Below are 23,010 nucleotides of genomic sequence, written 5' to 3'. Positions count from 1 at the left end.
AGACTTCAACAATCTTTTTTCGAAAATCAAGAGAGTAAGCTTTCATGCTCAGCCATCACAAGGAAAATTCATTACAGGCATGAATAATTCCCAGAGCCTCCTATAGTTCAATCGTACCTCACTCGACAAGGAACCGCTATAGACTGGGAAGATAGCGGCTTGACCAAAGCTCAACCAAACAATTGACTGTTGGCACTTCAACCAGTGAACTACTAATTAGCATGATTTTATTCTTTGTTGTTATCAAAATGGTCAGATATTCTAGGGACAGAGCATCTGACAAACAGGGTTTATACCATGTTGTCAAGTCATGTTGTCAAGCCAATTGAAATTAATCATAGTACGCTGATGTCCCTCGACTGAATTCACAACCATAGAGAGACAGCAGCGGCGATAGCTGATCAAGACGTTCGGCTCGGCAATATTGAAACCAGCAAACCAGCTGCCTCAACTCTTAGCTCTATCCAGACCAAGTCCTAGGGATAAAGGCAAGGTTGGTCCAGAGGCTTGGAGACATTTACGCTGAAAGGCTGAGAGTCAAGTCAGCAAGGGTTAACATTAAATCGCAAGAGCAGAGATGTTGTAGAAAATCACTAAACTACTAAACTATAGGTGAAGCTAAACTCGCTCAAAACAATTCCCAGTTACTACTGTTGTAATCTAAAGCATCGAGTGTCTGGCAGAAGACTGCTTCGTGTTCTTGGAAAATTAACCTGTTTAAAAAATAAGAATGAAGCCTAACCTAGTTTGCCTGATGCCATCGACTCATCAACCTGAGAAGTTGTCTGAAAAGCCAAAGAGCGTCTCAGGTTATACCAATGGAGTAGGCTAATGTCCTCAAACCTCAGTGGGTTTACAGTCTGTTTGGTTAAGCCCATTGTGCAGCGATCGCCCCTCCAGTGCCTTCACTTGCGCGGGTAATTCTTTAAGATGATCGTTAGCATCTTGGTCTGCAACCCAGATTGCATCCATCCCCCTTTCAGTGTTGAATCAATCTGGGTCGTTGCCTCCATGACCCTTTGCCAAGTCCCTGCCATTCCCTACCAGCCCCGCCCATGAGTCTTGTTCTCTACAACACCCTGAGTCGCCGTAAAGAAGCCTTTGAACCTCTAGAGCCGGGTCGAGTGCGGATTTACTGCTGCGGGGTGACGGTGTACGACTATTCTCACCTGGGCCATGCCCGCTGTTACATCGTCTGGGATACCGTGCGGCGCTACCTGATGTGGCGGGGCTATGATGTCCACTATGTGCAGAACTTTACGGACATCGACGACAAAATCCTGAATCGGGCTAAGGCCGAGCATGCCTCGATGCAGACGATCGCGGAACGCTACACCGCCGCCTACCTAGAGGATATGGCTCGGCTGAATGTGCTGGAAGCCGACGAATACACCTACGCCACCCAAACCCTGAATGGCATTCAACGGCTGATTTCAGAGCTGGAGCAAAAGGGCTACGCCTACCCGGCCAACGGGGATGTGTACTACGCCGTGCGCAAGTTTGAGGGCTACGGCAAGCTGTCGGGCCGCAAGCTGGAGGATATGCAGGCGGGGGCCAGCGGTCGGGTGACCACCGCTGACTCAATTAAACAGGACCCCTTTGACTTTGCCCTGTGGAAAGCAGCCAAGGAAGGGGAGCCCTTTTGGCAGTCCCCCTGGGGGCCAGGGCGGCCCGGCTGGCACATCGAATGCTCGGCCATGATCCGCGATCGCATTGGCGACACAGTCGATATCCATATGGGCGGTGGCGACCTGGTGTTTCCCCACCACGAAAATGAAATTGCCCAGTCGGAAGCCGCCACCGGCAAACCCCTGGCTCGGTACTGGATGCACAATGGCATGGTGAATGTGGGGGGTGAAAAAATGTCCAAGTCCTTGGGCAACTTCACCACCATCCGCGACTTGCTAGATGCCCCCCATGGTCCCGACCCGATGGCGGTGCGGCTGTTTTTGCTGCAAGGGCAGTACCGCAAGCCAGTGGACTTTACCCAAGCCTCCATCGATGCGGCCCAAAATAGCTGGCAGACCCTGCGGGATGGTCTGTTGTTTGGCCATCAGTTTGGGGCCAAACTGGGCTGGGCGGATGTGGATGATGCAGCCTTTGGCGATCCGGCAGCCATGCGGATTGACCGGGACAGTGACCCGGTGCAGCGCTTCCAAACCGCCATGGATGACGACTTTAATACCGCTGGGGGGCTGGCGGTGTTGTTTGACCTGGCCAAAGACCTGCGCCGGGCCGGCAATGTGCTTGTCCACACCGGGGCGGTGGATACTGATGCCGACAGCCTGCGCCATCAGTGGCAAACCCTGGTGTGCCTGGCCCAGGTGTTAGGGCTAGGGGTCCAGCCAGAGGCGGAACCTGAGTCTGAGTCAGGGCTGAGTGATGATGATATCGCTACTCTCCTGGCCCAGCGCCAGGCGGCCCGGGCGGCCAAGAACTTCGCTGAAAGCGATCGCATCCGCGACCACCTCCAGGCCCAGGGCATTACCCTGATAGACAAGCCCGGCGGCGTCACCGAATGGCACCGATAATTTGGTACTTTACCAACGGCGATAGCCAAGTAGGGTCTTTTCAGCCTTTTGGCAAGAACGCTCAACTTTGTCTAAGGACTTGAGCATTTGATCGGTGTTGTCAGGGTCTTGAACAGCTAGTTGGGCTAGCTCTAGGCTGGCCTTGACCAGGCTAAAGGCAGGGCTGTTAATCGGTGGTTGTCCATTGCCACCCCGTAGTACTTTGGCTTGCTCTGCTAAATCTGCTAATAAGGGACGCCAATCCTTGGCCGGTTGTATCGCTGTTTTGGTTGGTGAGGTCAACGATCGATCTGAGCCAATGGATTCGACAATTTGTCCAGCATTTTTGGCCGCCATATAAATCTCTTTCAGATTCCCTTTAATGCCCCCGCCAAAGTATATACTCGTCCCTTGTAGAAGCCCGTCGTGGACAATTTGGCCCTGAAACGGTAACAACACCGTTTTCACCAACAGCGGCAAGCGGCTTTTGTGAATCATCTCATTCAGACCTTCCCAAAGCCCTAACACGCCGTACACCACATCATCGCTGCCAATGAAAATGGTGTACTTTTTTAGGAAGCGTTCAATATAAAAGTCTCCGGCCACAAAGTGGGTCCACTGACGTACGATATCCAGCCGCTTCTGGTCGAAGCTCCTCGGATTCTGATCGATAAACTGCTGCATCAGCTCCGGCTGGGCATAAAGGGCCTGGCGCACCTTCATTTTTTCCTCTAGCGGTCGCTGTTCATAGTCTGCTGGATCATCAATATGGTGTACTAATTTGAGTTGCTGGTTAACGTAAATTTGCAGACTCCACATCAACTCAAAGAAGAGAGCAGCATCGTCGGCAGAGAGCTTCATGGCTATTGCAGGCTATTAGGCAAGTTATAAGCATTATCATAAGTGGTAAAAGAGGATAGCTTAAGCCAGCGTTAATGCCTCGACTTGCCTTTGGGTTTTGCCATGTTGCCCACCATCACCCCAGATACGCTTGATCTGCCCCCTGGCACCCAGGTCAAGTATCCCGATTGCCCACCTACGTTCAGCGCGCCTGGACTGTAGGCTCAAGTGTTGCCCTACGAGAGTTTGAGCAAGCGCTAAGCTCTTGAGCCACTATGACCACAAGGCAGAAGGATAAAGGCAGAAGGATGAAAGAAAACCCCTTGGGTATCAGGGGTTTTCGCCTCAGCAAATAGGTGGGTTATTGCTGCCTCAGAGTACTATTGGCTTTTGGGGCTTGCATCTGTTCCCATTGCGCCAAATACAGGCCGAGATGGCGATCGCCCTGGGAGATGCGATCGCGTACCATCGCCCGCACCCGCTCCTCTTCCTCGCTATATTGCTGGTGGCTAAAGAAGCCAGCAAATCGGGCCGTGCGCAGCCAGACCAGATAGGTGGTGAGGGCATCGTACTGACTTTGCTGCACAATCGCCGACAGGTTACCCGCCACCCACCAATCCACCACCGATCCCTCCTCCCCCAGCCCCACCCGCCCTGGAATCCCCATTATCGCTGCCAGTTCAGCCAGGGTGGGGGTGCCAATGCCCCAACCACTGAGGGTTTGCTTCAGGTCAATGTGGGCATCGCCGTGGCGGGCAAAGTAGTCATGACCAGCCCAAGAGCGGTCAGGGCGGCGGCAAAATTCAGGGGCTGAGATGCCAGCGGCAATGCCTCGCTGCAGCAAAATGGGTAGGTCGGTAGTTTGGGAGTTATAGCCCACGAGTTGGGGTTTTTGCTGCCCCAGATAGGCTAAAAAGGTAGAAATCAGCTCCCCTTCATCCAGCGGTTGGTCAGCTTGTTTAGGCAGGGTGGTTAATTGCAGGTGCACCTCACCCTGGCGCTGCTCACGGATGACCGCAGATACTGCCACCACTCGACAGAGAACGGTCTTTAAGTAGGGACGGGGCTTGTCTGGGATGGCACCGCCCTGGGTCCACATCACCTCAAAGGTCTCAGCATCGGGCAGGGTGGCGGGCAACCCATAAACCTGTCGTCCCGACTGGGGGTCGGGCACCCACTCTAGATCGAACGCACACACCTGTTCCCCGATGGATTTAAACATTACCTTTGCGTAGCCCCTACAATGTCTGATGTCAGGGTGCCCTTTGGGCCTAAAGGAGTAAAGGTTTCCCAGGTCATGCCTCTGCCTTTTGCGTTAGTTCTGTTTCTATCCCATCGTCCCCGTCAGCTAGGAGCCAAATGCCACCTTCCCTGATTGAATTTCGCCAGCTGCAAAAGGTTTACGGTACCGGCAACACGGAGGTACGGGCCTTGTGGAATGTCAATCTGTCAATTCAGACGGGGGAATACTGCGCCATCATGGGGCCATCGGGCTCTGGCAAATCTACCGCCATGAACATGATTGGCTGTCTGGATCGGCCCACTGCCGGAGACTACTATTTCGATCGCCAAAATGTAGCTACCCTAGACGACACCGCCCTGGCCACCATTCGCAACCAAAAAATTGGCTTTGTATTTCAGCAGTTTCATCTGCTGCCCCAACTCACAGCCCGAGAAAATGTGGAACTCCCGATGGTCTATGGCGGGGTGTCGAAACCCGATCGCCAACAACGGGCGATCGCGGCCCTGGAGCGAGTAGGGTTGGGCGATCGCGTCAATAACCGCCCTACCCAGCTATCGGGGGGGCAGCAGCAACGGGTGGCGATCGCCCGCGCCATCGTCAACAATCCCCTGCTGCTGTTAGCCGATGAGCCTACAGGGGCGCTCGATACCCACACCACTGAAGATGTGCTGGGCATTTTTGCGGACCTGCACCAAGCCGGGATTACGGTGGTCATGGTCACCCACGAGCCAGATGTGGCCCGGGCCAGCCAGCGGATCATTTGGTTCAAGGATGGAGAAGTGATGAATGATCACCTCAGCCCGGCGGATATTGGCTCATTAACCGCAGTGGGCCGTTAGGGAGGGCTCCAGAATAAAGGGAATGGCTGGCAGCGCTGCTGGCCCACGGTCTCCGTTGCTCCGTAAAATAGACTCTGATGACAACACGCCGGACAGTTTTTGATAGTCAACGGTAGGATGAGGTTTATGATATTTTTCCCAGCAATCCAGCTAACCAGAAATCAAGGGTTTCAGCGCTTGCTCAGTAAAGTGTTCGGACTATTGACTCAGAATTAGCCATCGGGAGAATGTAATTGAGCCAGGTTGCGTTGCTTTCCCTATACTTTGTTCATAGCTCACATCCGTGAGACCCCTGATAAAGCCAGCGTTATCAAGCGAACCTAGAGATGGATGTAATTGATCTTCAACCCGTGACGGCAGTGACTGGAGAGCATAGCCCCACAGCACAGCCTCAAGCTAAGGCTAAATCCCTACGGCAGTTGGCGATTAACCCCAATCACTGGTATGTGGTGGCCCAGAGTGCGGAGTTGACGGATAAACCCCTGGCCAGAACCCTATGGCATCAGCCGATTGTGCTGTATCGCAATGGCGACAGCCAGGTGGCGGCCCTGGAAGACCGCTGCCCCCACCGCCAGGTGAAGCTGAGCGAAGGCCAGGTGGACGGCGATAACCTGGTCTGTGCTTACCACGGTTGGCACTTTACCGCCGATGGTCGTTGCGCCCATATTCCCTATCTTGGTCCTCAGCAAAAGTTGCCCCCTTGCACCCTGCGTCAGTACCCCGTGATCGAGCAGGATGGGTTCATCTGGCTGTTCCCCGGGGATCCAGCCCTGGCGGCGGATCGCCCCCCCATGGGCGTACCCGAGTGGGACCACCTTAACTACATTGGTTCGGTGGCCCTGATCGACGTACAGGCCCACTACTCGTTTTTAATTGAAAACCTGATGGACATGTACCACGGTCACCTGCATGGGGGGGCGCAAGTGTGGGCCAACCCAGTCCTGGCTGACCTGATAGCAGACCAGGACCATGTCCATGCCCACTACGATGCCGAAAGCTATTACCGGATCGACAAAATTTGGTCTGTCTCCCAGCTATTCATTCCGGCCCTGCGCAAGCTACATCCCGAACCCCTGGATGTGTACTATCACTACCCCCACTGGGCCTCGACCCTGGGGGAAGATTTCAAAATCTACTGCCTGTTTGCCCCAGTCAGCGAAACCCACACCCGGGCCTATCTACTGCACTTTACCTCATTGAATCGGTTCCCCAATCTGCACAAGTCGCCTTTGCCAGTGCGGCGGTTCTTTAAGAATATCTTCACCAACTCCGCCAGCTTTGTGCTGCGCCGCCTGGTACGGGAAGATGTGCTGATGCTAGAGCAAGAGCAACAGGCCTATCAACAACGTCCCACCTACAAAGGTCCAGAATTGAACCGCACCCTGACGGCGGTGCAGCAGCTGATTCGTCAGCAAGCCGCAGGGGACTAGCAGAGGACTAATGGTCTGTCAAACCAGAAGTGACGGGTCAGCAGGGGCTGCGGTTTACGGCCTACGGTACACGGTATAAGGCGAGCCGTAGACCGTGTACCGTGAACCGTGAACCGTGAATCCTAAGTCACATCTTTTGTCATTATTGTTTTGACTCAACACTAGAGGTAAATGGTAGTTCCCGACATTCTGGCTCTAGATTTTGATGGCGTGGTCTGCGACGGTCTGTTGGAATACTTTGAAACCGCCTGGCAAGCTTACTGTCTGGTCTTTCAGCCCCAGGTATCCGACCCTCCAACGGGATTGGCCGAACGGTTTTATCCCCTGCGTCCGGTGGTGGAGTCGGGTTGGGAGATGCCCCTGGTACTTTATGGCCTGCTGCATGGGGTAGCTGATGATGCTATTTTGGACCACTGGCCCCAGTTAATCCCCCAGTTGTTCACCCAAGCTAGGGTAGACGCAGCCCGCCTAGGTGAGGCGGTGGATGGGGTGCGCGATCGCTGGATTTCCGGCAACTTAGCGAGCTGGTTAGCCCTGCACCGCTTTTATCCTGGGGTCCTGCCCCGGGTACAGCAAGCCCTGGAACAGGGGGTGCAGGTGAGGATTATTTCCACCAAAGAGGGGCGGTTTATTCAGCAATTGCTGGCCCAGCAGGGGGTGGATCTGGCCCCAGATTGGATCTTGGGCAAAGAAGTCAAACAGCCCAAATACGAGACCCTGCGACAGCTCAAAACCGCCCGGCAAAAGGCAGCGCCAGACATCTGGTTTGTGGAGGACCGAATCAAAGCCCTGCAGGCGGTGCAACAGCAGCCAGATCTGGCAGCCCTGCCGCTGTTTTTAGCCGACTGGGGCTACAACACAGAGCGCGATCGCGCGATCGCGGCCCAATCTGACCGGATTCACAGCCTCAGCCTCGAACAGTTTGCCAGTCCTTTCCAGACCTGGGGGAGATGACACCCTGCACCTGACACCCTGCACCTGACACCCGACACTGTTTACAGTAAATTCACGGACTCTTGATGTTACCCATGTACCCTTGAATTCTTCATAAGGCAATCCCGCAAAAATGTCCGGATTGCTACGGATTCGTCAGAATCTTGGATAGGTTATCAGCTCAACGTACTGCCAGGTTGAGTTGGGTCTACAGAAATTCTCGGATTCTGGTTGATTTGGCCCCTGCTTGAGTCATGCGATCGCAACTTAGCTGATGCCGTCGACCAGCTCGGCGGCCCGGCCCTTCCCCCTAGGGCTTTTCCTGTAGTTTTTATGATTAATCTTGGCATGGCTAAAGTCATTCCCCCATTCTTGGTCACCCCACCTTCTCCTCCTATCGCTGAGGATCAAACGACTGCTGGTACTAGCGCCGCTGCGTCAGATGCCAGCACCACGGATACCAGCGCCAAAGTCATTCCCCCATTCTTAATCACTCCACCTTCCCCTCCTGTCACTGAGGATCAAGCCGCCGCTGGTACTACCGCTGCTGGATCGGATACCAACATCACAGATCCCAGCGTCACAGATCTAAGTGAACTGTTTTTCTACAGTCGTGGGGCCGAGGGCAATATCGTGGTTTACCGGGTCAACCTGGCCGAGGGTAGCTTTGACCTGGTTAGCCCCCCACCCCGGTTATTCCCCACAGGGTTCAACGGGCTATGGGCTACGGAACCAACCACGAGCCCCTGGGAGCGGCTATTACCCCAAGCGGACAGTGCCGACTCAAGCGCTCAGACATTTACCCTGGTTCAGGGCACCGACGGCAAAGACTTTTTAATGGGTACTGAAGCCAATCAGGCCCTGTTCGGCCTGGGCGGTAATGACCTGATTTTGGTAGGTGAGGGCAACAATCTTGCCTTTGGTGGCCCTGGCAATGATGCCATATTGGGTGGTCCTGGAGACGATATTTTATTTGGCGGCCCTGGCAATAACAACCTGGAGGGAGGATCTGGCGATGACATCCTGGTTGGCGGCCCAGGGGACGATATCCTGCTCGGGGGGCCAGGGGCAAATATCTTGATCGGAGGGGCAGGGGCAGACACCTTTAGACTAGGGGTTTTTGGGACTTACACTAGCGATGCAGATTCAGCTCCCCCCCTGGTACAGCCTGACATCATTGTTGACTTTAGCCCGGCGGAAGGGCACAGGCTAGACTTGAGCAATATTGCCCTGGAGCCTCTCTTTGTAGGGCAATCCCTGGCTCCCTTTGTCAGCTTTGAACAGGTAGATACTGACACCCATGTGCAGATTACCACCCCCCAGGGCAGCACCATAACAGAGGCAATTCTGCTGGATGTGACCGCCGATGCCATCACCCCTGAAGTTTGGTTTTACAGTCAGGGGGGTTAGCGATCAAACGACACCCGGTATGCGGCTTTCCCAGTCGGAATATTCCGATGCAGTAGTTGTGACAGGGTTGTTGTCTTTTCAATTTCAGCCCAGCCGACGGGGGAAAAGGTTTCAGGGTTGAAGATGTGTTCCGCCAGCAGGGGGTTAGTCAGTACCTGAGAGAAGGCGTCAATGCCAATTAGGCGGCCAACCAGCGGCGGCAAGGCTGAATTTTCCCTTAAATCTTCGGCATAGAGACCCACATACAACTCAATATTATCCACATGGCCATAGAGTCGTTTCAGCTGTTGCCGAACGGCCTCGTCACTGCTGATTTGCTCAAACTGGTTCACCCGAGGGTATTGACACAAATCGCGATAGTCGTTGTAGCTTCTTAACTTAGCCCTGCGGCCAAAGCGAATGCTGGCTAACTCTACCGGCACCAGTGATGTGGCGGTGTTAAACAAGCTCAGCTGTGCGGCTGGTTGGGCACAAGTTTCCTCAAACAAAGCCCCCAATCCCTTACGAATAATCAGATCATTGTTCCACTGGGTATCAGTCATCGCCATGGGCTGGCCATCGTACAAAATAGTTTCAGGTAACATGCTGTGCCAGCGGTAGACCAGGGTGAATTCTACCGTCATCCAGTTTTGGCGATACCATTTCTCTTTAGTAAAGGCGAGGGGGTCGGTGATGAAATTGAAGTGGTAGGGGGTGATGTGGTTGACGTACTCTTCAATTACAATTCTCAGGACTTCAACGATTAGAATGTTTCGGGCCGTTTGAAATAGCCGTTCATCATCCCAGGTAGGGTAGTGCTGGGCTAAACAATCACAGAGACGGTTGTGCTCTCTCAGAGCCAACACATTCAGCATGGTATAACCAATTTGCACATTAGCTCGTTCTATTTCTACCCCTGTGGCAAAGAGTTTAATACGTTGCTCTAAAGGAAAGTTATCTGATTTTGGCGTCGGGTCAAGGGCACTGGTGGGCTGATGCAAAAGGCCCCTAAACTCCTCCTTACGTTGGCCACTCTCATCATAGTAAAAAGGGGGGTATTCTTCCCCATCAATCATTTGGCTTTTTAACTTGCCTCCCTGGTGCAATCGCAGCAACTTCGTCACCTCAGGGGTTAATCCATACACCGTACACAGATTGATGTGGTGGTGAGAGGTATTTCTAAGCTGATTTTGTCGGTCTGTACGCAAGAAGCTGTCAGTGAACCACTGCACAAAATACGGGAAGATTAAGGTAGACTTAGGGGAATACTTAGTGTCGCCTGTCTTTTTATATAAAACCTCTAAGTCTTTGACGTCAGGCCATTTTTCCTCAAAATCCTGTGGCGTAGACAAATTAATGTCATAGTGGTCCTGGGACGTTAGCGGTTGCCAATTCAAGGGCGGTAAGTGTAGGCCAGAGTAGGTGCGATCGGTTAATGAATCCCAGGACGTATAGGGTGACAAAGTACTAAAGGGGTGAGGCCGGGTAGGTACTTTGTAAATAGCATTATTTATCAGGAATTTGTTGACCCGTTTAGCCAAACTCTGATTCGCTTGAACCAATCGCCAAACTGGCTTAAAGCGAGTGAGCACAAAGTTTTCGAGTTTGTTTCTCAACCCATCTTTTGAAGTGTCTCTTGTCGTAGCCATAGCGGGTGTCCTAAGTGGCTGGTTGGGAAGGTGGCAAGGAATTTGCGATCACCTGAGTGTTGGGGTGGCTGAAAGCTGAAAACAGCCAGGGGAATCCATTCTGCTTGATCCTAGGGGCTGGGGCTCGGTAGCGGGCGCTAGCCTTGACGTATATTCAAAAAACTTAAGCCCCCTTGAACGGCTGTTCCCCTTGCGATCGCGGCATAAATTTGCCATGTTGCTAGGGATACCTCGGATTTAAGCGGCTCCATGGCATTGACCTCTGAAGCGAAATCAGCCTACCTGGCCCAACTGGCCAAGTACTTGTCAGGCGAATTTGACAATCGTCAGCAGTCCTTAGCCGACCCCACCTGGTACCTGCATTTGCGGGTCTGGAATCGCCCCCTACCCCCAGCGCTGTTTACCGAGGGCTACGGCTTTTTTATTGAGCAAATTAGCGTGGCTTCCGGGCAGGCCCCCTATCGCCAGCGGATTTTGCACCTGACCACCCAGTCTAATCAACTCTGGGGGCAATACTATGGCTTGAAAGATCCCCTGGCCTTTCGGGGCAGCGCCACCCAGCCTGAGCGGTTGGCTCCCCTCACCCAGGACGATCTGGTACCGCTGCCCACCTGTGGCCTGGAAATCGACTACACCCCTGCCCTCCAGTCCTTTAGCGCTCGCCTGCCAGCCGACACCCTGTGCAGCTTTACCTATGGCGACACTACCAGCCACATTCGCCTGGGGTTTGACATCGGCCCCCAAAGCCCGGAGGGACGAGTGGTTTTGCGGGTACACGATCGCGGCATTGACCCGGACACCGGCAAAACCACCTGGGGTCCCCAGATGGGCCCCTTTCACCTGGTCAAGCAGCAGAGCTTTGCAGCTGCATAAGCCAGTCGGCCAGTATGGTGGGTGATGTATTATCGCTGAGCACAAACGTTGAAGCTTGCCTAACCCTATGATTGAGACTAGCGATTTTGGTAATGCAGCTGCGTACTACGGTGATCGACTTGTTTTCAACGTTTATGCGGCTCTCAGGCGATCGCTTTGAGGGTTGGGTCCGTGATCGACGGCTGAAAAAAGGGATGGCAGACCGCCTGGCTCGGGCTGACCAGGCTGCACAGTCGGAGGGGTTTTGGGCACTGTACTGGCATAAATGCTGGCCGATGCACCCCCAGGCAGAGGCCCATCTCCAGGCCTATCTCCAGGAGCCCTGCTACTGGGCCACCCAGCGGATCACCCAGCGCTTTGGCAGCGATCAGTGGACCCTGGCCGATGGGTTTCAAACGGCGATCGCCCACACGCCCAATATTCTCAAGCGCTACCGCCCCGACTATGGCAGTGACCTGAAAGCCTATGCCCAGACTGCGTTTGGCAACGTGGTTCGCGACCAGATGCGACAGCAGCATGACGTCAATATTTGCAGTGATTGGGGCCTGTTGCGGCGGCTAAGCCGGGTGCAGATTCGGCGATCGCTGGAGGCCGCTGGAGTTACCCAAACAGAGGCGGCCATCCTGCTCTGGCAGTGCTTCAAAGCAGTTTGTCAGCCCGACCCCCGGCGATCGGTGCGGGCGTTACCGCCGCCGACTGCCGAGCAACTGGCCCAAATGGTGGCGCGCTACAACCGTCTGCGGGTTCAGCTCAGTCCCATCCCTCTCCGGCTGGAGGGCGAGGAGCTGGGGGTCAAGCTTCAGCAGATTGTGGAGGCGGCCCGTGCCCACCTGGTGCCAAAGGTGACGTCGCTGAACGATCTCCAGTTTGACCAGGGGGCGCACGAGCAGATCGAGAACTTGAGCGGTGATGATTTGCCCATGAACCGGCTGTTGGTGGAGGAGGCCTACACGGAACAGCAGCGGCGGGTACGGCAGATGGAGGCGGTGCTGAAGAATGCGATCGCAGCGCTGACCCCAGCCGATCAGACCCTGCTGAAGCTGTACTATCGAGATATGCTGACCCAAACGGCGATCGCCCAACGCCTGGATATTCAGCAATATCAGGTGTCGCGGCGGTTGAACCGGGTGCGCCAGCAACTCCTGGCCGAGGTGGCCCAGTGGAGTCGGGACAGCCTGCATATTGCCCTGGATTCTGCCGTATTAGCCAGTATGAGCGACGCGATTCACGAGTGGTTACAGCGCCATTATCAAAAAACAGCATCAGAACGCAGCAGAGGATTGAGATGAGTTTGGTGTTTGACAATCCGGTGCAGCCCGTGCTGGCGATGCCGCCGGATTTGGCCCTGTGGCAGCAGAGCGAGGCGATCGCAGACCCGGCAGCCTGCTGGCGAGTCTACCTGCATCGGCTGGGACTGGCCGCTCTGCGAGCCTGGGTGCAGGAGGAATGGGAGCAACCGCTGCAGCTCTGGCCTGCCAACCCAGCGGATCTCTGGCCGTGGGTGGAGGGGCTGGCCCTGGGGCTGGGCGATCGCCGTCTGGTCGTCATCCTCAGCGAGGCGATCGATGCCAGTGCTTTGACGGTGCCCCAGGAGTGGGTAGATATTCCCGGTTGGGCGGCGGACTACTACCTGGCGGCCCAGGTGAATGTGGATGAGCAGCGGCTGGTGCTGTGGGGCTATGGCACCTATACCCAAGTGAAAACCCAGGGACACTATGAGCCAGGCGATCGCACCTACAGCCTGAGCGCAGACGACCTGATTCAAGATTTTTCGGTCTTTTGGGTGGCCCAACAACTGGAACAACCCCAGCCCCTTTCCCTGTCTGAGTTGCCTCCCCTATCGGAGGCTCAGGCCGAACGCCTGATCGATCGGCTGGCCCAGGCGGTGGAACCGAGACTGGACATTCCCTTTGAGCAGTGGGGAGCGCTGCTCAGCGATGACCACTGGCGGCGGCAGCTCTGGCGGCAGCGGCAGGGCCGAGGGCCGGTAGAGCTGAGCGGTTGGCTGCAAGATCTGGTGGAACCGGGTTGGCGATCGCTGGCCTCACTGCTGCCCCGCACTCCAGCCCTGGGGTTTCGTTCCACCGGTATCCAAAGTGCGGCAGCCAGTCGGGGCAAGGTCATCTGGCTCAGTCCCCCCGGCTGTTTTCTGGTGCTGGGCCTGCGGGTGACACCCACCGATGACCAACGACGCAGCATCAGCGTGCAGCTCTTTCCCACCGATGTGGACCTGCTGCCCGCTGGCGTGACCCTGACCCTGGCACTGCCGGAAACCGGAGAGCCCCTGCAAACGGTGCAGGCGGGGAAACAGGACAACTACATCCAAGTTCCCAGTTTTCGCTGTCTGCCGGGGCAGCGGTTTCGGGTCAGCATTCAGTTGGCAGATGCTATTGTGCAGGAGAACTTCGTTAGCTAATGCGATGGAACAGCGCCTGTTGCTCAATCTGGGCCAGGGCGATTGGCACACCGGCTTTGCCAGCGTCACGGCTCAGCTTTGGGAAAATGAGCAGCCGCCCATGCAGTTCGTCGGCAGTTTGCCGCCGATGCCCCAGCTGGCGGCCCAGTACCAGCGCTGGCAGCAGCTTTACGCAGCCATCTACGGCAGCCAGAGCCGTTGGCGACGGTCAGCATCGCCCTTTGAGTTTGAAGCGGGGGCGCTCACCCATGTGTCGCACCAGGAGTTTGCCACTCTCTGCACCACTTTGCACACAGATCTGAACCAGTGGTTGATGGCGGCCACCTTTGCCCCCATCGAGCACCGCCTGCGGACGCACCTTTCCGCCGATGCCAACCTTCAGGTGATGCTCACAGCCCATGCAAAAGCGGTGCTGCGGTTCCCCTGGCGGCTGTGGCAGCTGTTTGAAGACTATCCCCGGGCGGAGCTTTCCCTCAGCCTGCCCGACTACCGCCGTGCCGCCAAGCAAACCCAGGCCAACGCCACAGGGTCAGTGAGAATTTTGGCGGTGCTGGGCAACGACACCGACATCGACGTGGAGACCGATCGCCAGATTTTGAGCCAGTTGCCCAGGGCCCAGGTGACGTTGCTGGCTCAGCCCAGCCTGGGCGAACTCCAGCACCAGCTTTGGGACTTTAGCTGGGACATTGTGTTTTTTGCCGGTCACAGCACCAGCCAGGGCCAGGGCTATCTCCAGGTCAACAGGGCGGAGTCGCTGTCTATCGAGCAGCTCAAATACGCCCTGGGCCGCACGATTCATCGGGGCCTGAGGCTGGCGATTTTGAACTCCTGTGATGGGCTGGGGCTGGCCTGGGATCTGGCCGATCTGCACCTGCCCCAAACCATCGTCATGCGGGAGCCGGTGCCCGATGCGATCGCCCATCAGTTTCTCAAGGGGTTTTTGGCCCGGTTCGCCAGCGGTCAGCCGCTCTATAGCGCCGTTCGCGACGCCCGCGAACGGCTCCACGGCCTGAGTGAGCTGGGCAGCTGCGCCGCCTGGCTGCCGGTGATTGTGCAAAATCCGGCGGAGGTGCCCCCCACCTGGCCGCAACTGTCAGGCCTGCCAGAGGCATCCCCTACTCCCCCGGCAATGACGCGCTCGCGGCCAAACCCGGCCCAGCGGCGGGCGGGCCTGGGCTGTCTGGTCATTACCGCCACGGTTTTGGCCCTGCGCTGGTTGGGCCTGCTGCAATCGGCGGAGCTGTGGGCCTACGATGCCCTGATGCGATCGCGCCCCCCCGAACCGCCGGACTCTCGGCTGCTGGTGGTGACGGTGGACGAGAGCGATATCCAGGCCCAAACCGCCCCCGACCGGCGGGGTTCGGTGGCCGATGAAACCCTGCTCCAGGCGCTCACCCTGCTGACGGAGGGAGAACCCCGCCTGATTGGCCTCGATCTGTACCGCGACTTTCCGGCCAGGGATTCGGCCCTGGGGTCAGCCCTGGGGCAGCCCAATCTGGTGGGGCTGTGCAAGAGCCACGATGCGATCGCAGGCTCGGTCGGCATCAGCCCGCCCCCAGAATTGCCCGCCACCCAGATCGGCTTCAGCGACTTTATTGAAGAATCCGACGGCATCGTGCGGCGGCAACTGCTGACCCTGACCCCCGACCCGGTGTCGCCCTGCACCTCGCCCTACGGCTTTGCGACCCTAATCGCGATTCGCTATCTGCAGGCCGCTGGGCTGGAACCCCGGTTTACCGCCCAGGGCGATTTGCAGATCGGGGAGGTGGTGTTGCCGCGATTGGCCAATCGCACTGGCGGGCTGCAGCGGATGGACAGCGGCGGCAACCAGCTCCTGTTCAACTATCGCGCCCTGCCGAATCCCGACCAGATCGCGGCGACGGCTTCCCTCCAGCAGCTTTTGAATGGGCAGGTGAATTTGGAACGGCTGCGCGATCGTATTGTCTTAATCGGCGTCACGGCTCCCAGCGGCGGCGATTACTGGTCTACCCCCTACGGCAGCCAGGGGCAGGCCCGAACGGCGGGCGTGTTTATGCAGGCGCAGATGATCAGCCAGATCATCAGCGCCGTGGAGGACGGGCGGCCCCTGATCTGGGTCTGGCCCCAGTGGGCCGAGGCGCTGGGGATTGCGGTGGGGGCGATCGCCGGTAGTCTGCTGGCCTGGCGGTGGAAATCGACCCGGCTGGCTCTGGCCTGTGTGCTGGCAACGGGGGCGTTGATTGCGGCGGCATGGGCAGTGCTGCTCACGGGCGGTTGGCTACCGCTATTGCCTACCCTGCTGGCCTTAAACGGCAGCGCCTGGCTGAGCCAGACCCACCTCTGGCGAATCGGTGCGGGTTCTAATGATCAATAACGTTACAAAACAACGTTACAAAATTGACAATCCCTGGTCTCAGTACCCCATACTTTGGAAAACGAATCCCTAGGAGCATGACCATGAGAGGTGCTGTGATGCGATCGCCCCTATCCGCCGCCGTCTCCCTGGGGGTAGTTGCTGCCCTCGGCTGGCCCCTGGTGTCTGTGGCCCAGGCGGTGCCCACCCCGCCCGACCAGGGCGCACCGTCAGGACGGCAGCGGGGCGGAGCTTCTCGCGGCGACTGTATGGCCTATCAAGATCTGGCGGCGCTGGTGCCCGTAGTGGATGGCAACGTATGGAGCCAAACCAGTAGCCCCACCCCCGACTTCTTCTTTTACATTCCGCAATCCCTCACCGCCGACGTTCCTTTAGAGATGGTGGTGCAGGATAGCGACGATAACTATGTCTTCCGCCAGCAGTTCTCTGTCGATGCCCCCGCCGGTATTCTCACGGTTCCAATCAGCTCCCTAGGGGCTGAACTGACCCCCCGCGAAAGCTATTCCTGGACGTTTTCGATCTACTGCGATGCGGCTCGTCCGTCGGCCTCTGTGGCTGTTTTTGGCACCGTTACCCGCGTCGCTGATGCGGTCATGCCTGAACCGGGTCCCCCCCTTACCCCGGAGCAACAGTTTGACCTGGCCCGGCAGTATGCCGACGCCGGAATCTGGCACGAAGCGCTGGCGCTAACCCTGGCGCTGCATTGGGCCGATCCGGACAATGCCGACTATCTGGCGGCGCTGGACAATCTTCTCCAGCAGGCGGGACTGGCGGATCTGGCGGCGGTGTTGGTGAGTGAGGTACCTGAGTAACTGGGATGGGGAGGTGGGGAGATGGGGAGATGGGCTTGCGGTGAGCGGAGCCGAACCGGAGATGGGAAGATGGGGGAGATGGGCTTGCGGTGAGCGGAGCCGAACCGGAGATGGGGAGATGGGGAGTTATGAAACTGGTGTGATTCGTGCCCGTTGGCCTGTGGCCGCAGGAGTTGTACTTTGGGGCATGGTTGGCAGCCCCTGGCAGGTGCAGGCCCAGGTGATTCCAGATGCCACCCTGCCGTCAGAAAACTCGATCGTCACCACCGATGGCACCACCTCTCAGATCACGGGTGGGGCCAGCCGGGGCAGTAGCCTGTTCCACAGCTTTGAGCAGTTTTCCGTGCCCTTGGGCGACACCGTCGTTTTTGCCGATGGGGACAGCTTTGCCAATATCATCAGTCGGGTTACGGGCGGCACCCCGTCGGATCTCCAGGGGACGATTCGAGCGGGGGGCAGCGCCAATGTATTCCTGATCAATCCGGCGGGCATTGTGTTTGGCCCCAATGCTCAGTTAGACATCGGCGGCTCGTTTTTGGCCAGCACGGGGGAGGGACTGCGGTTTGACAACGGGTTTGTCTACGGCATCGCCAACCCAGAGGCCCCGCCGCTGCTGACGGTCAGTGCGCCCATTGGTCTGCGTCTGGGCAATGGGCCAGGAGATATCCGGGTGTCAGGGCAGGGGGGGCTGGCTGTGACAGAAGGGCAGTCCCTGTCGCTGATTGGCGGCAATGTCACCCTGACGGGGGCGCAGCTGATGGCCCCCGGTGGACGCCTTGAGATTGGGGCGGTGAGGGAGGCCAGTGAACTGAGTCTGATCCCCGATGGGTCAGGGTTTGAGCTGGGCTTTGGGGGGGTGAACGGCTTTGGCGATATTCAACTCTCGAATCGGTCTGTCCTAAACGCCAGTGGCCCAGCCGGGGGGGCGATTGATCTGCGGGGGCGATCGGTCACTCTGACAAACCAGTCGGCCCTGATTTCTGACACCCTGGGCGATCAGGATGGCCGGGGGGTTCACGTTGTTGCTGACCAGTTTCGGCTGCTGGGCAGTTCCTATATTGGTGCCGCAACGTCAGGCAGTGGGGCGGGCAGCAGTGTTGAGGTGACGGCAACCGACATTGAAATTGTAGGAACAGCCATTCCCAACTACAAGTTTCTAGAACTGAATAGCTTTTTAGGCACCCGCCAAATTGCTGAGCGGCAAATCGGTGGGATTGCGGCAACCACCGTTGCCTCGGGGCGCACGGGTGACATTGCCTTGAATGCCCAGCGCATCTTGCTGGATGAAGGCGTCATGGTCTCTACAGAGTCTTTGGGGACCGGGGACAGCGGTGCAATTGTGATTGACGCCACCGAGTCACTGCGGGTGAGGGGGTCAGGGATTTTGGCGGGCAGTCGGGTGACGGGGGTACCGTTGCTCACCCCCAATGCGATCGCCACGGGCCTCTCTACTCGTGGCATCCCCGCTGGGGGCGGCGGTAGTATTGACATCACCACCACTCGGCTCGATGTGGAAGATGGCAGTTCCATTGTGACGGGTACCCTCAGCGATCGCGATTCGGGCAATGTCTCGATTACCGCCACCGAATCCGTCACCTTGCGGGGTCCCTTTGCACCCTTTGTTTTCCCCACCTCGATCACCACCGTGTCCATTGGGGGGGACGGCGCAGCGGGGAACTTAGACATTCAAACAGGGCGACTATCGGTCCAAGATGGGGCGATTATTTTCGCTGATTCGGGGGTCAGAACCCTGGTGGGCAACATCGAGTTTGGCGGCCTTGCCGGGGATGTAACCATCACCGCCACTGAATCCGTGGAGGTGGTGGGCGGTGTACCGATCGCCGCTATCTTTGGATCGAGTGCGATTCGCTCTAGAACCTTTACAGATGCCCCAGCGGGCACGGTACAGATCACCGCACCGCTGCTCAGGGTGTTGGATGGCGGGCGGGTCACAAGTGAAACCTTAAATGATGGCCCGGGAGGTGCCATTAACATCGATGCCCACACGGTGCTGGTCTCGGGGTCTGGCAACGAAGATCTCGACAGCACCAGCGCTATTCTGGCCAGTTCGGGCCTTGAAGCTCGGGTCGCTTTTATCACCGGGGCGATCGAGCCGGTGCCCGCTAGTGGCCCTGGCGGTACCATCACCATCAATGCCACCAATCTGATCGTGCAGGATACCGGCGAAATTTCGGTGAGAAGCTTCGATACCGGCCCAGCGGGCAACTTGGAGATTAACGCCGCCACCGTTCGCCTTGATCGCAATGGCAGCCTGAGTGCCACCACTACGGTGGATGGCGGCGGCAACATTAGCCTGAGTGCCAATACCCTGGCGTTAGACAGTAGCCGCATTACCGCTAGCTCCGAGAGCGGCGACGGGGGCAACCTTACCTTTACCCTGCGCGACCTGCTCTTGCTGAGAAACGGCAGCCTGATTTCCACCGAGGCCGGTACCGCCGGGGCGGGGGGCGACGGCGGCAACATTAGCCTGAATTTGCCAACCGGCTTTATCGTGGCCGTACCGATTGAAAACAGCGACATTCGTGCCAATGCCTTTGAGGGGGATGGCGGCAGCGTCACCATCACCGCCCGCAGCCTGCTGGGCATTGAATTTCGGCCCAATGTGCTGGATACGCCCCTGAGCGACATCACCGCCAGCTCCCGCTTTGGCAACAGTGGCACCGTCACCATCGATCAACTGTCTCCCGTGATTGCCCAGGACGATATTGCCCTGCCCACAGAAACGGCCCCCACCGCCCTGGCCCAGGGCTGCCGAGGCCCAGGGGCGCAGGTGGGCAGTTTTGTCGTCACCGGACGCGGCGGCTTGCCCACCAACCCCGCCGATCCCCTCAGTGCCGATACGGTTTGGCAAGATTTAGCCCCCATTCCGCTGACGGAGGACGAGACGGCCTCATCGCCTGCGGCCTCTGCTCCTGAACCAAGGGCGACTACCCCTATCGTTGAAGCCCAAAGCTGGACCAGGGCCGAGGATGGCACGGTGATGCTCTTGGCCGATGCCACCGCCGCGCCCGATCACTTTGTGTCGAGAGTGAACTGCGCGGGTGAATGAGCCAGAACAGCGACGATCATGCCACGGTGCCAAGCCATGGAGCGACTTCGTCGGTTGTCCAGGGAGGGGGTGGCTCCTGGCTGTAATCAATGAAATAGCTGTATCCCAACTGCTCATACAGCCCATTTACTAAATCCTGAATCTGGATGATGGGTTCTGATTCTCCCTGCCGCAGCGGGACAGGAAATGACGGCATGGGGTCTGCCAGGTTGAATGGGTACAAATCGGCAATGGGCCGCTGTTGAGAACGACTGACCAGAATCTTGTAGTGGCTTTGGACGGTTTCTCCTTCCAGAGCCAGGGGTTGCCCTGCCCTAAGTAAATCAATCTCGATCAGGTGGGTTTTGCTCCCCAAAATGGCCTGTCGTTTGGCGTCATACTTGGCTCGCCCCTCTCCGGTTTTATTGGCTGGAGAGAGAACCTCAATGGCTGTGATAACTTCCTGGGTCGCAGCATCCTTAACCTCTAGATAGGCCTGCTCGACGTCCAACGGCATGGGAATTCTCACTTGCACCGGCAGAGTAGCGGTCTGATGTGCAGTCAGACTGGGAGACGCTTCTGTTTTTCGTCGTTGTACCGCCACATCAGGACGCCCCACCACAATGGCAGTGGAGTCGGTTACTTTGTAGACCCATTTGTCCATGACTACCCGATAGTTGGGTAGAACCTGGGGAATCAGGGCTCTGGCAATTTCTGCCACCAGCTGATTGTGAAAGTCTGACCAGTAGTCAGGCTGCTCCAAGTAAGGATTTGCTCCTGGAAAGGGGTTGCTCATGGCACGAATGATCACCGAGGCATCTTGCTGAAATTCTAGCCCCTGGCCTGGGCAAGCGGGCCTCGGGCAACCCCACGGGAGGTGACCCGGTCGGATTCGGTCTCAAAAACATCGAGAAAGTTTCTCAACGTCAGGGCTGAACGCTGCATACTTCGTCCCGACCAGCCGTATGTTCCTTTAGTTGACGTGTGTCGTTGGGGCAAAAGCGGCGGTGTGAGGGAGCTGCTGGCCCTTGTGATGGTCAAAGGCCGGCCTAGAGGGCGATCGCACCTCTACTCTCAAGACAATCAACAGGAGTTGGAAAAGGTGAACCTGAACGGATGTTGGAGTTGACGTCACTGTGAAACGCTATCTGGCTCATCTGTTTCAAATTTCAGTTAATCGTCCGGTCACGACCGTTGTGGTTGCGATTGTTTTAACCCTGTCGCTGTTTTTGCCCCTGGGGTGGAGTGCCTGGAATGCCTACCAAACCTTTAGTCGCGTCATCGTCAATGATTTTCGCCTGCAATATCTAGTGGGCTCGATTATTCATCTTGATGAAGTGCTGACCATGTCGGCCCGGATGAACGCCGCCACGGGCGATACCCGCTGGGAAGGGCGCTACAACGACTTTGAACCGCAATTGGATGCCGTGATCAAAGAAGCGATCGCCATCGCCCCAGACACCTATGAAGGGGAAGGCGCTGCGCAAACTGACATTGCCAACCAAAAGCTGGTGGCCATGGAAGTGCAGTCGTTTGAACTGGTGCGCAACGGACAGCAGGCAGCGGCAGCCGATTTACTGTTTAGTGCCGAGTATGAACAGCAAAAAGTGATCTACGCCGAGGGCATTCAACGGGGACTCGACGCCACCCAGGAGCGGATTCGCGAGAACCAGAAAAATTTTGCTCAGCAGCTGATTCTTGCCAGTGCGATCGCAGCCTTCAGCCTTCTAATTCTGCTGCCGATCTGGTGGGTGGTCTTACAGGTTTTGCAGCGCTACTTGAAAGCTCGTAACACCGCAGAACATGCCCTCCACGCCGCCAAAGATCAGTTAGAAGCTGTATTAGACGCCGTACCTGGCCCCATCTCTTGGATTGATTCGGGCGGTGTTTATATTGGCGTCAATCGGTACCTGGCCAATAGCTGGAGCATGGCCCAGGGAGCATTCATTGGGCGCAGCGTTAATTCCCTCAACGGCAATGCCCAACTGGCTCAGTTTTTGCAGGAGTTCCTCACAAACTCCCGTAACTCGGACTCCCGCACAATCGAAGTCGAAATTAAAGGCATACTCCGTTACTTTCTCGTTGCGGTGCAAAAGTATCAGCGGGGTACAGCGGCGGTTTCGGTGGGCATTGATATCACCGAGCGCAAACAGGCCGAAGAAGCTTTACGCATCGCCGAAGAAAACTATCGCAGCATCTTTGAAAATGCCCTCGAAGGAATTTTTCAATCCTCCCCAGAGGGCTACTTCATCAGGGTCAATCCAGCCCTGGCGAAGATTTACGGCTATGACTCGTCCCACGACATGATCAAAAGCATTACCAATATTTCAAAACAGCTCTATGTGGATGCAGAAAGACGGGCAGAATTCATCACCGCTATTGAAAAACACGGCACCGTTAAGGATTTTGAATACCGTGGCTACTGTAAAAACGGCAGCATTATCTGGACTCAAATTGATGCCCGTGCGGTCACCGATGGTAATGGCAAAGTTATCTACTACGAAGGTATTGTGCAGGACATTACTGAACGCAAGCAGCAAGAAGAGTCTTGGAAGCGGCAGCTGCAAGAATTACAAATCGAAATTGACCATAAACAGGGAGCACTCCACAAGGCGGGACGTTAAGGGGTTAATTGTCGTGTATCAATAGATACTTGTAAAGAAAAGCTCTGCGG

At 56.7% G+C, this 23,010-nt stretch carries 16 protein-coding genes; 12 read left to right on the top strand and 4 right to left on the bottom strand.

Annotated elements, in window-relative coordinates; genetic code table 11:
• Positions 1–1,055 precede the first annotated feature (1,055 nt).
• Complete coding sequence (gene cysS, locus E1H13_RS23830) at positions 1,056–2,531, top strand: cysteine--tRNA ligase (protein WP_169617408.1); 1,476 nt, start codon at positions 1,056–1,058, stop codon at positions 2,529–2,531.
• A 9-nt stretch (positions 2,532–2,540) separates the two neighbouring features.
• Here the strand turns inward: cysS and E1H13_RS23825 are convergent, their stop codons facing one another.
• Both E1H13_RS23825 and E1H13_RS23820 read right to left on the bottom strand, forming a co-directional pair.
• The gene (locus E1H13_RS23825) at positions 2,541–3,371 is read right to left on the bottom strand and encodes a hypothetical protein (RefSeq protein ID WP_169617406.1); all 831 of its coding nucleotides are present in this window, start codon (positions 3,369–3,371) and stop codon (positions 2,541–2,543) included.
• Between the two features lie 340 nt (positions 3,372–3,711).
• On the bottom strand, positions 3,712–4,572 hold the full coding sequence (locus E1H13_RS23820) for a hypothetical protein (RefSeq protein WP_169617404.1): 861 nt from the start codon (positions 4,570–4,572) through the stop codon (positions 3,712–3,714).
• 137 nt (positions 4,573–4,709) lie between these two features.
• Here E1H13_RS23820 and E1H13_RS23815 point away from each other — a divergent pair, with 137 nt between their 5' ends.
• From E1H13_RS23815 to E1H13_RS23800, 4 genes are all read left to right on the top strand, one after another.
• Positions 4,710–5,432: an ABC transporter ATP-binding protein gene (locus tag E1H13_RS23815; protein WP_169617402.1), complete on the top strand. Its 723-nt coding sequence runs from the start codon at positions 4,710–4,712 to the stop codon at positions 5,430–5,432.
• A 326-nt stretch (positions 5,433–5,758) separates the two neighbouring features.
• Complete coding sequence (locus E1H13_RS23810) at positions 5,759–6,862, top strand: aromatic ring-hydroxylating dioxygenase subunit alpha (protein ID WP_169617400.1); 1,104 nt, start codon at positions 5,759–5,761, stop codon at positions 6,860–6,862.
• A 171-nt stretch (positions 6,863–7,033) separates the two neighbouring features.
• Positions 7,034–7,816 carry an HAD family hydrolase gene (locus E1H13_RS23805; RefSeq protein WP_169617398.1) on the top strand — a complete coding sequence of 261 codons (783 nt, stop codon included), beginning with the start codon at positions 7,034–7,036 and terminating at the stop codon, positions 7,814–7,816.
• A 327-nt stretch (positions 7,817–8,143) separates the two neighbouring features.
• Positions 8,144–9,205 carry a calcium-binding protein gene (locus E1H13_RS23800; RefSeq protein WP_169617396.1) on the top strand — a complete coding sequence of 354 codons (1,062 nt, stop codon included), beginning with the start codon at positions 8,144–8,146 and terminating at the stop codon, positions 9,203–9,205.
• On the opposite strand, the gene E1H13_RS23795 is transcribed toward E1H13_RS23800, so the two are convergent.
• A complete protein-coding gene (locus tag E1H13_RS23795) occupies positions 9,202–10,833 on the bottom strand; it encodes a peroxidase family protein (protein WP_169617393.1) in 1,632 nt (543 codons plus the stop codon). The genes E1H13_RS23800 and E1H13_RS23795 overlap by 4 nt on opposite strands.
• Positions 10,834–11,082: 249 nt before the next feature.
• Here E1H13_RS23795 and E1H13_RS23790 point away from each other — a divergent pair, with 249 nt between their 5' ends.
• From E1H13_RS23790 to E1H13_RS23765, 6 genes are all read left to right on the top strand, one after another.
• A complete protein-coding gene (locus tag E1H13_RS23790) occupies positions 11,083–11,706 on the top strand; it encodes a chromophore lyase CpcT/CpeT (protein ID WP_169617391.1) in 624 nt (207 codons plus the stop codon).
• Positions 11,707–11,798: 92 nt separating this feature from the next.
• Positions 11,799–12,995, top strand: coding sequence for a sigma-70 family RNA polymerase sigma factor (locus tag E1H13_RS23785; RefSeq protein ID WP_169617389.1), 1,197 nt, complete (start codon positions 11,799–11,801; stop codon positions 12,993–12,995).
• Complete coding sequence (locus E1H13_RS23780; protein WP_169617388.1) at positions 12,992–14,122, top strand: DUF1822 family protein; 1,131 nt, start codon at positions 12,992–12,994, stop codon at positions 14,120–14,122. Before E1H13_RS23785 ends, E1H13_RS23780 begins: the two co-directional genes overlap by 4 nt.
• A 4-nt stretch (positions 14,123–14,126) precedes the next feature.
• Positions 14,127–16,475 (top strand): CHASE2 domain-containing protein, encoded by a 2,349-nt coding sequence (locus tag E1H13_RS23775; protein WP_169617386.1) that lies wholly within the window; start codon positions 14,127–14,129, stop codon positions 16,473–16,475.
• Between the two features lie 83 nt (positions 16,476–16,558).
• A complete protein-coding gene (locus tag E1H13_RS23770; protein WP_169617384.1) occupies positions 16,559–17,287 on the top strand; it encodes a DUF928 domain-containing protein in 729 nt (242 codons plus the stop codon).
• Positions 17,288–17,405: 118 nt separating this feature from the next.
• Positions 17,406–20,357 (top strand): S-layer family protein, encoded by a 2,952-nt coding sequence (locus E1H13_RS23765; RefSeq protein WP_169617382.1) that lies wholly within the window; start codon positions 17,406–17,408, stop codon positions 20,355–20,357.
• Positions 20,358–20,373: 16 nt separating this feature from the next.
• Here the strand turns inward: E1H13_RS23765 and E1H13_RS23760 are convergent, their stop codons facing one another.
• Positions 20,374–21,132 (bottom strand): DUF4058 family protein, encoded by a 759-nt coding sequence (locus E1H13_RS23760; RefSeq protein ID WP_169617380.1) that lies wholly within the window; start codon positions 21,130–21,132, stop codon positions 20,374–20,376.
• A gap of 340 nt (positions 21,133–21,472) precedes the next feature.
• Between E1H13_RS23760 and E1H13_RS23755 the strand changes: the two genes are divergently transcribed.
• Positions 21,473–22,960, top strand: coding sequence for a PAS domain S-box protein (locus tag E1H13_RS23755; protein ID WP_347404213.1), 1,488 nt, complete (start codon positions 21,473–21,475; stop codon positions 22,958–22,960).
• Positions 22,961–23,010 lie beyond the last annotated feature (50 nt).

Origin of the sequence: Nodosilinea sp. P-1105 (assembly GCF_012911975.1) — a bacterium.
Lineage (GTDB): Bacteria > Cyanobacteriota > Cyanobacteriia > Phormidesmidales > Phormidesmidaceae > Nodosilinea.
This window is presented reverse-complemented; position numbering and strand designations above follow the sequence as displayed.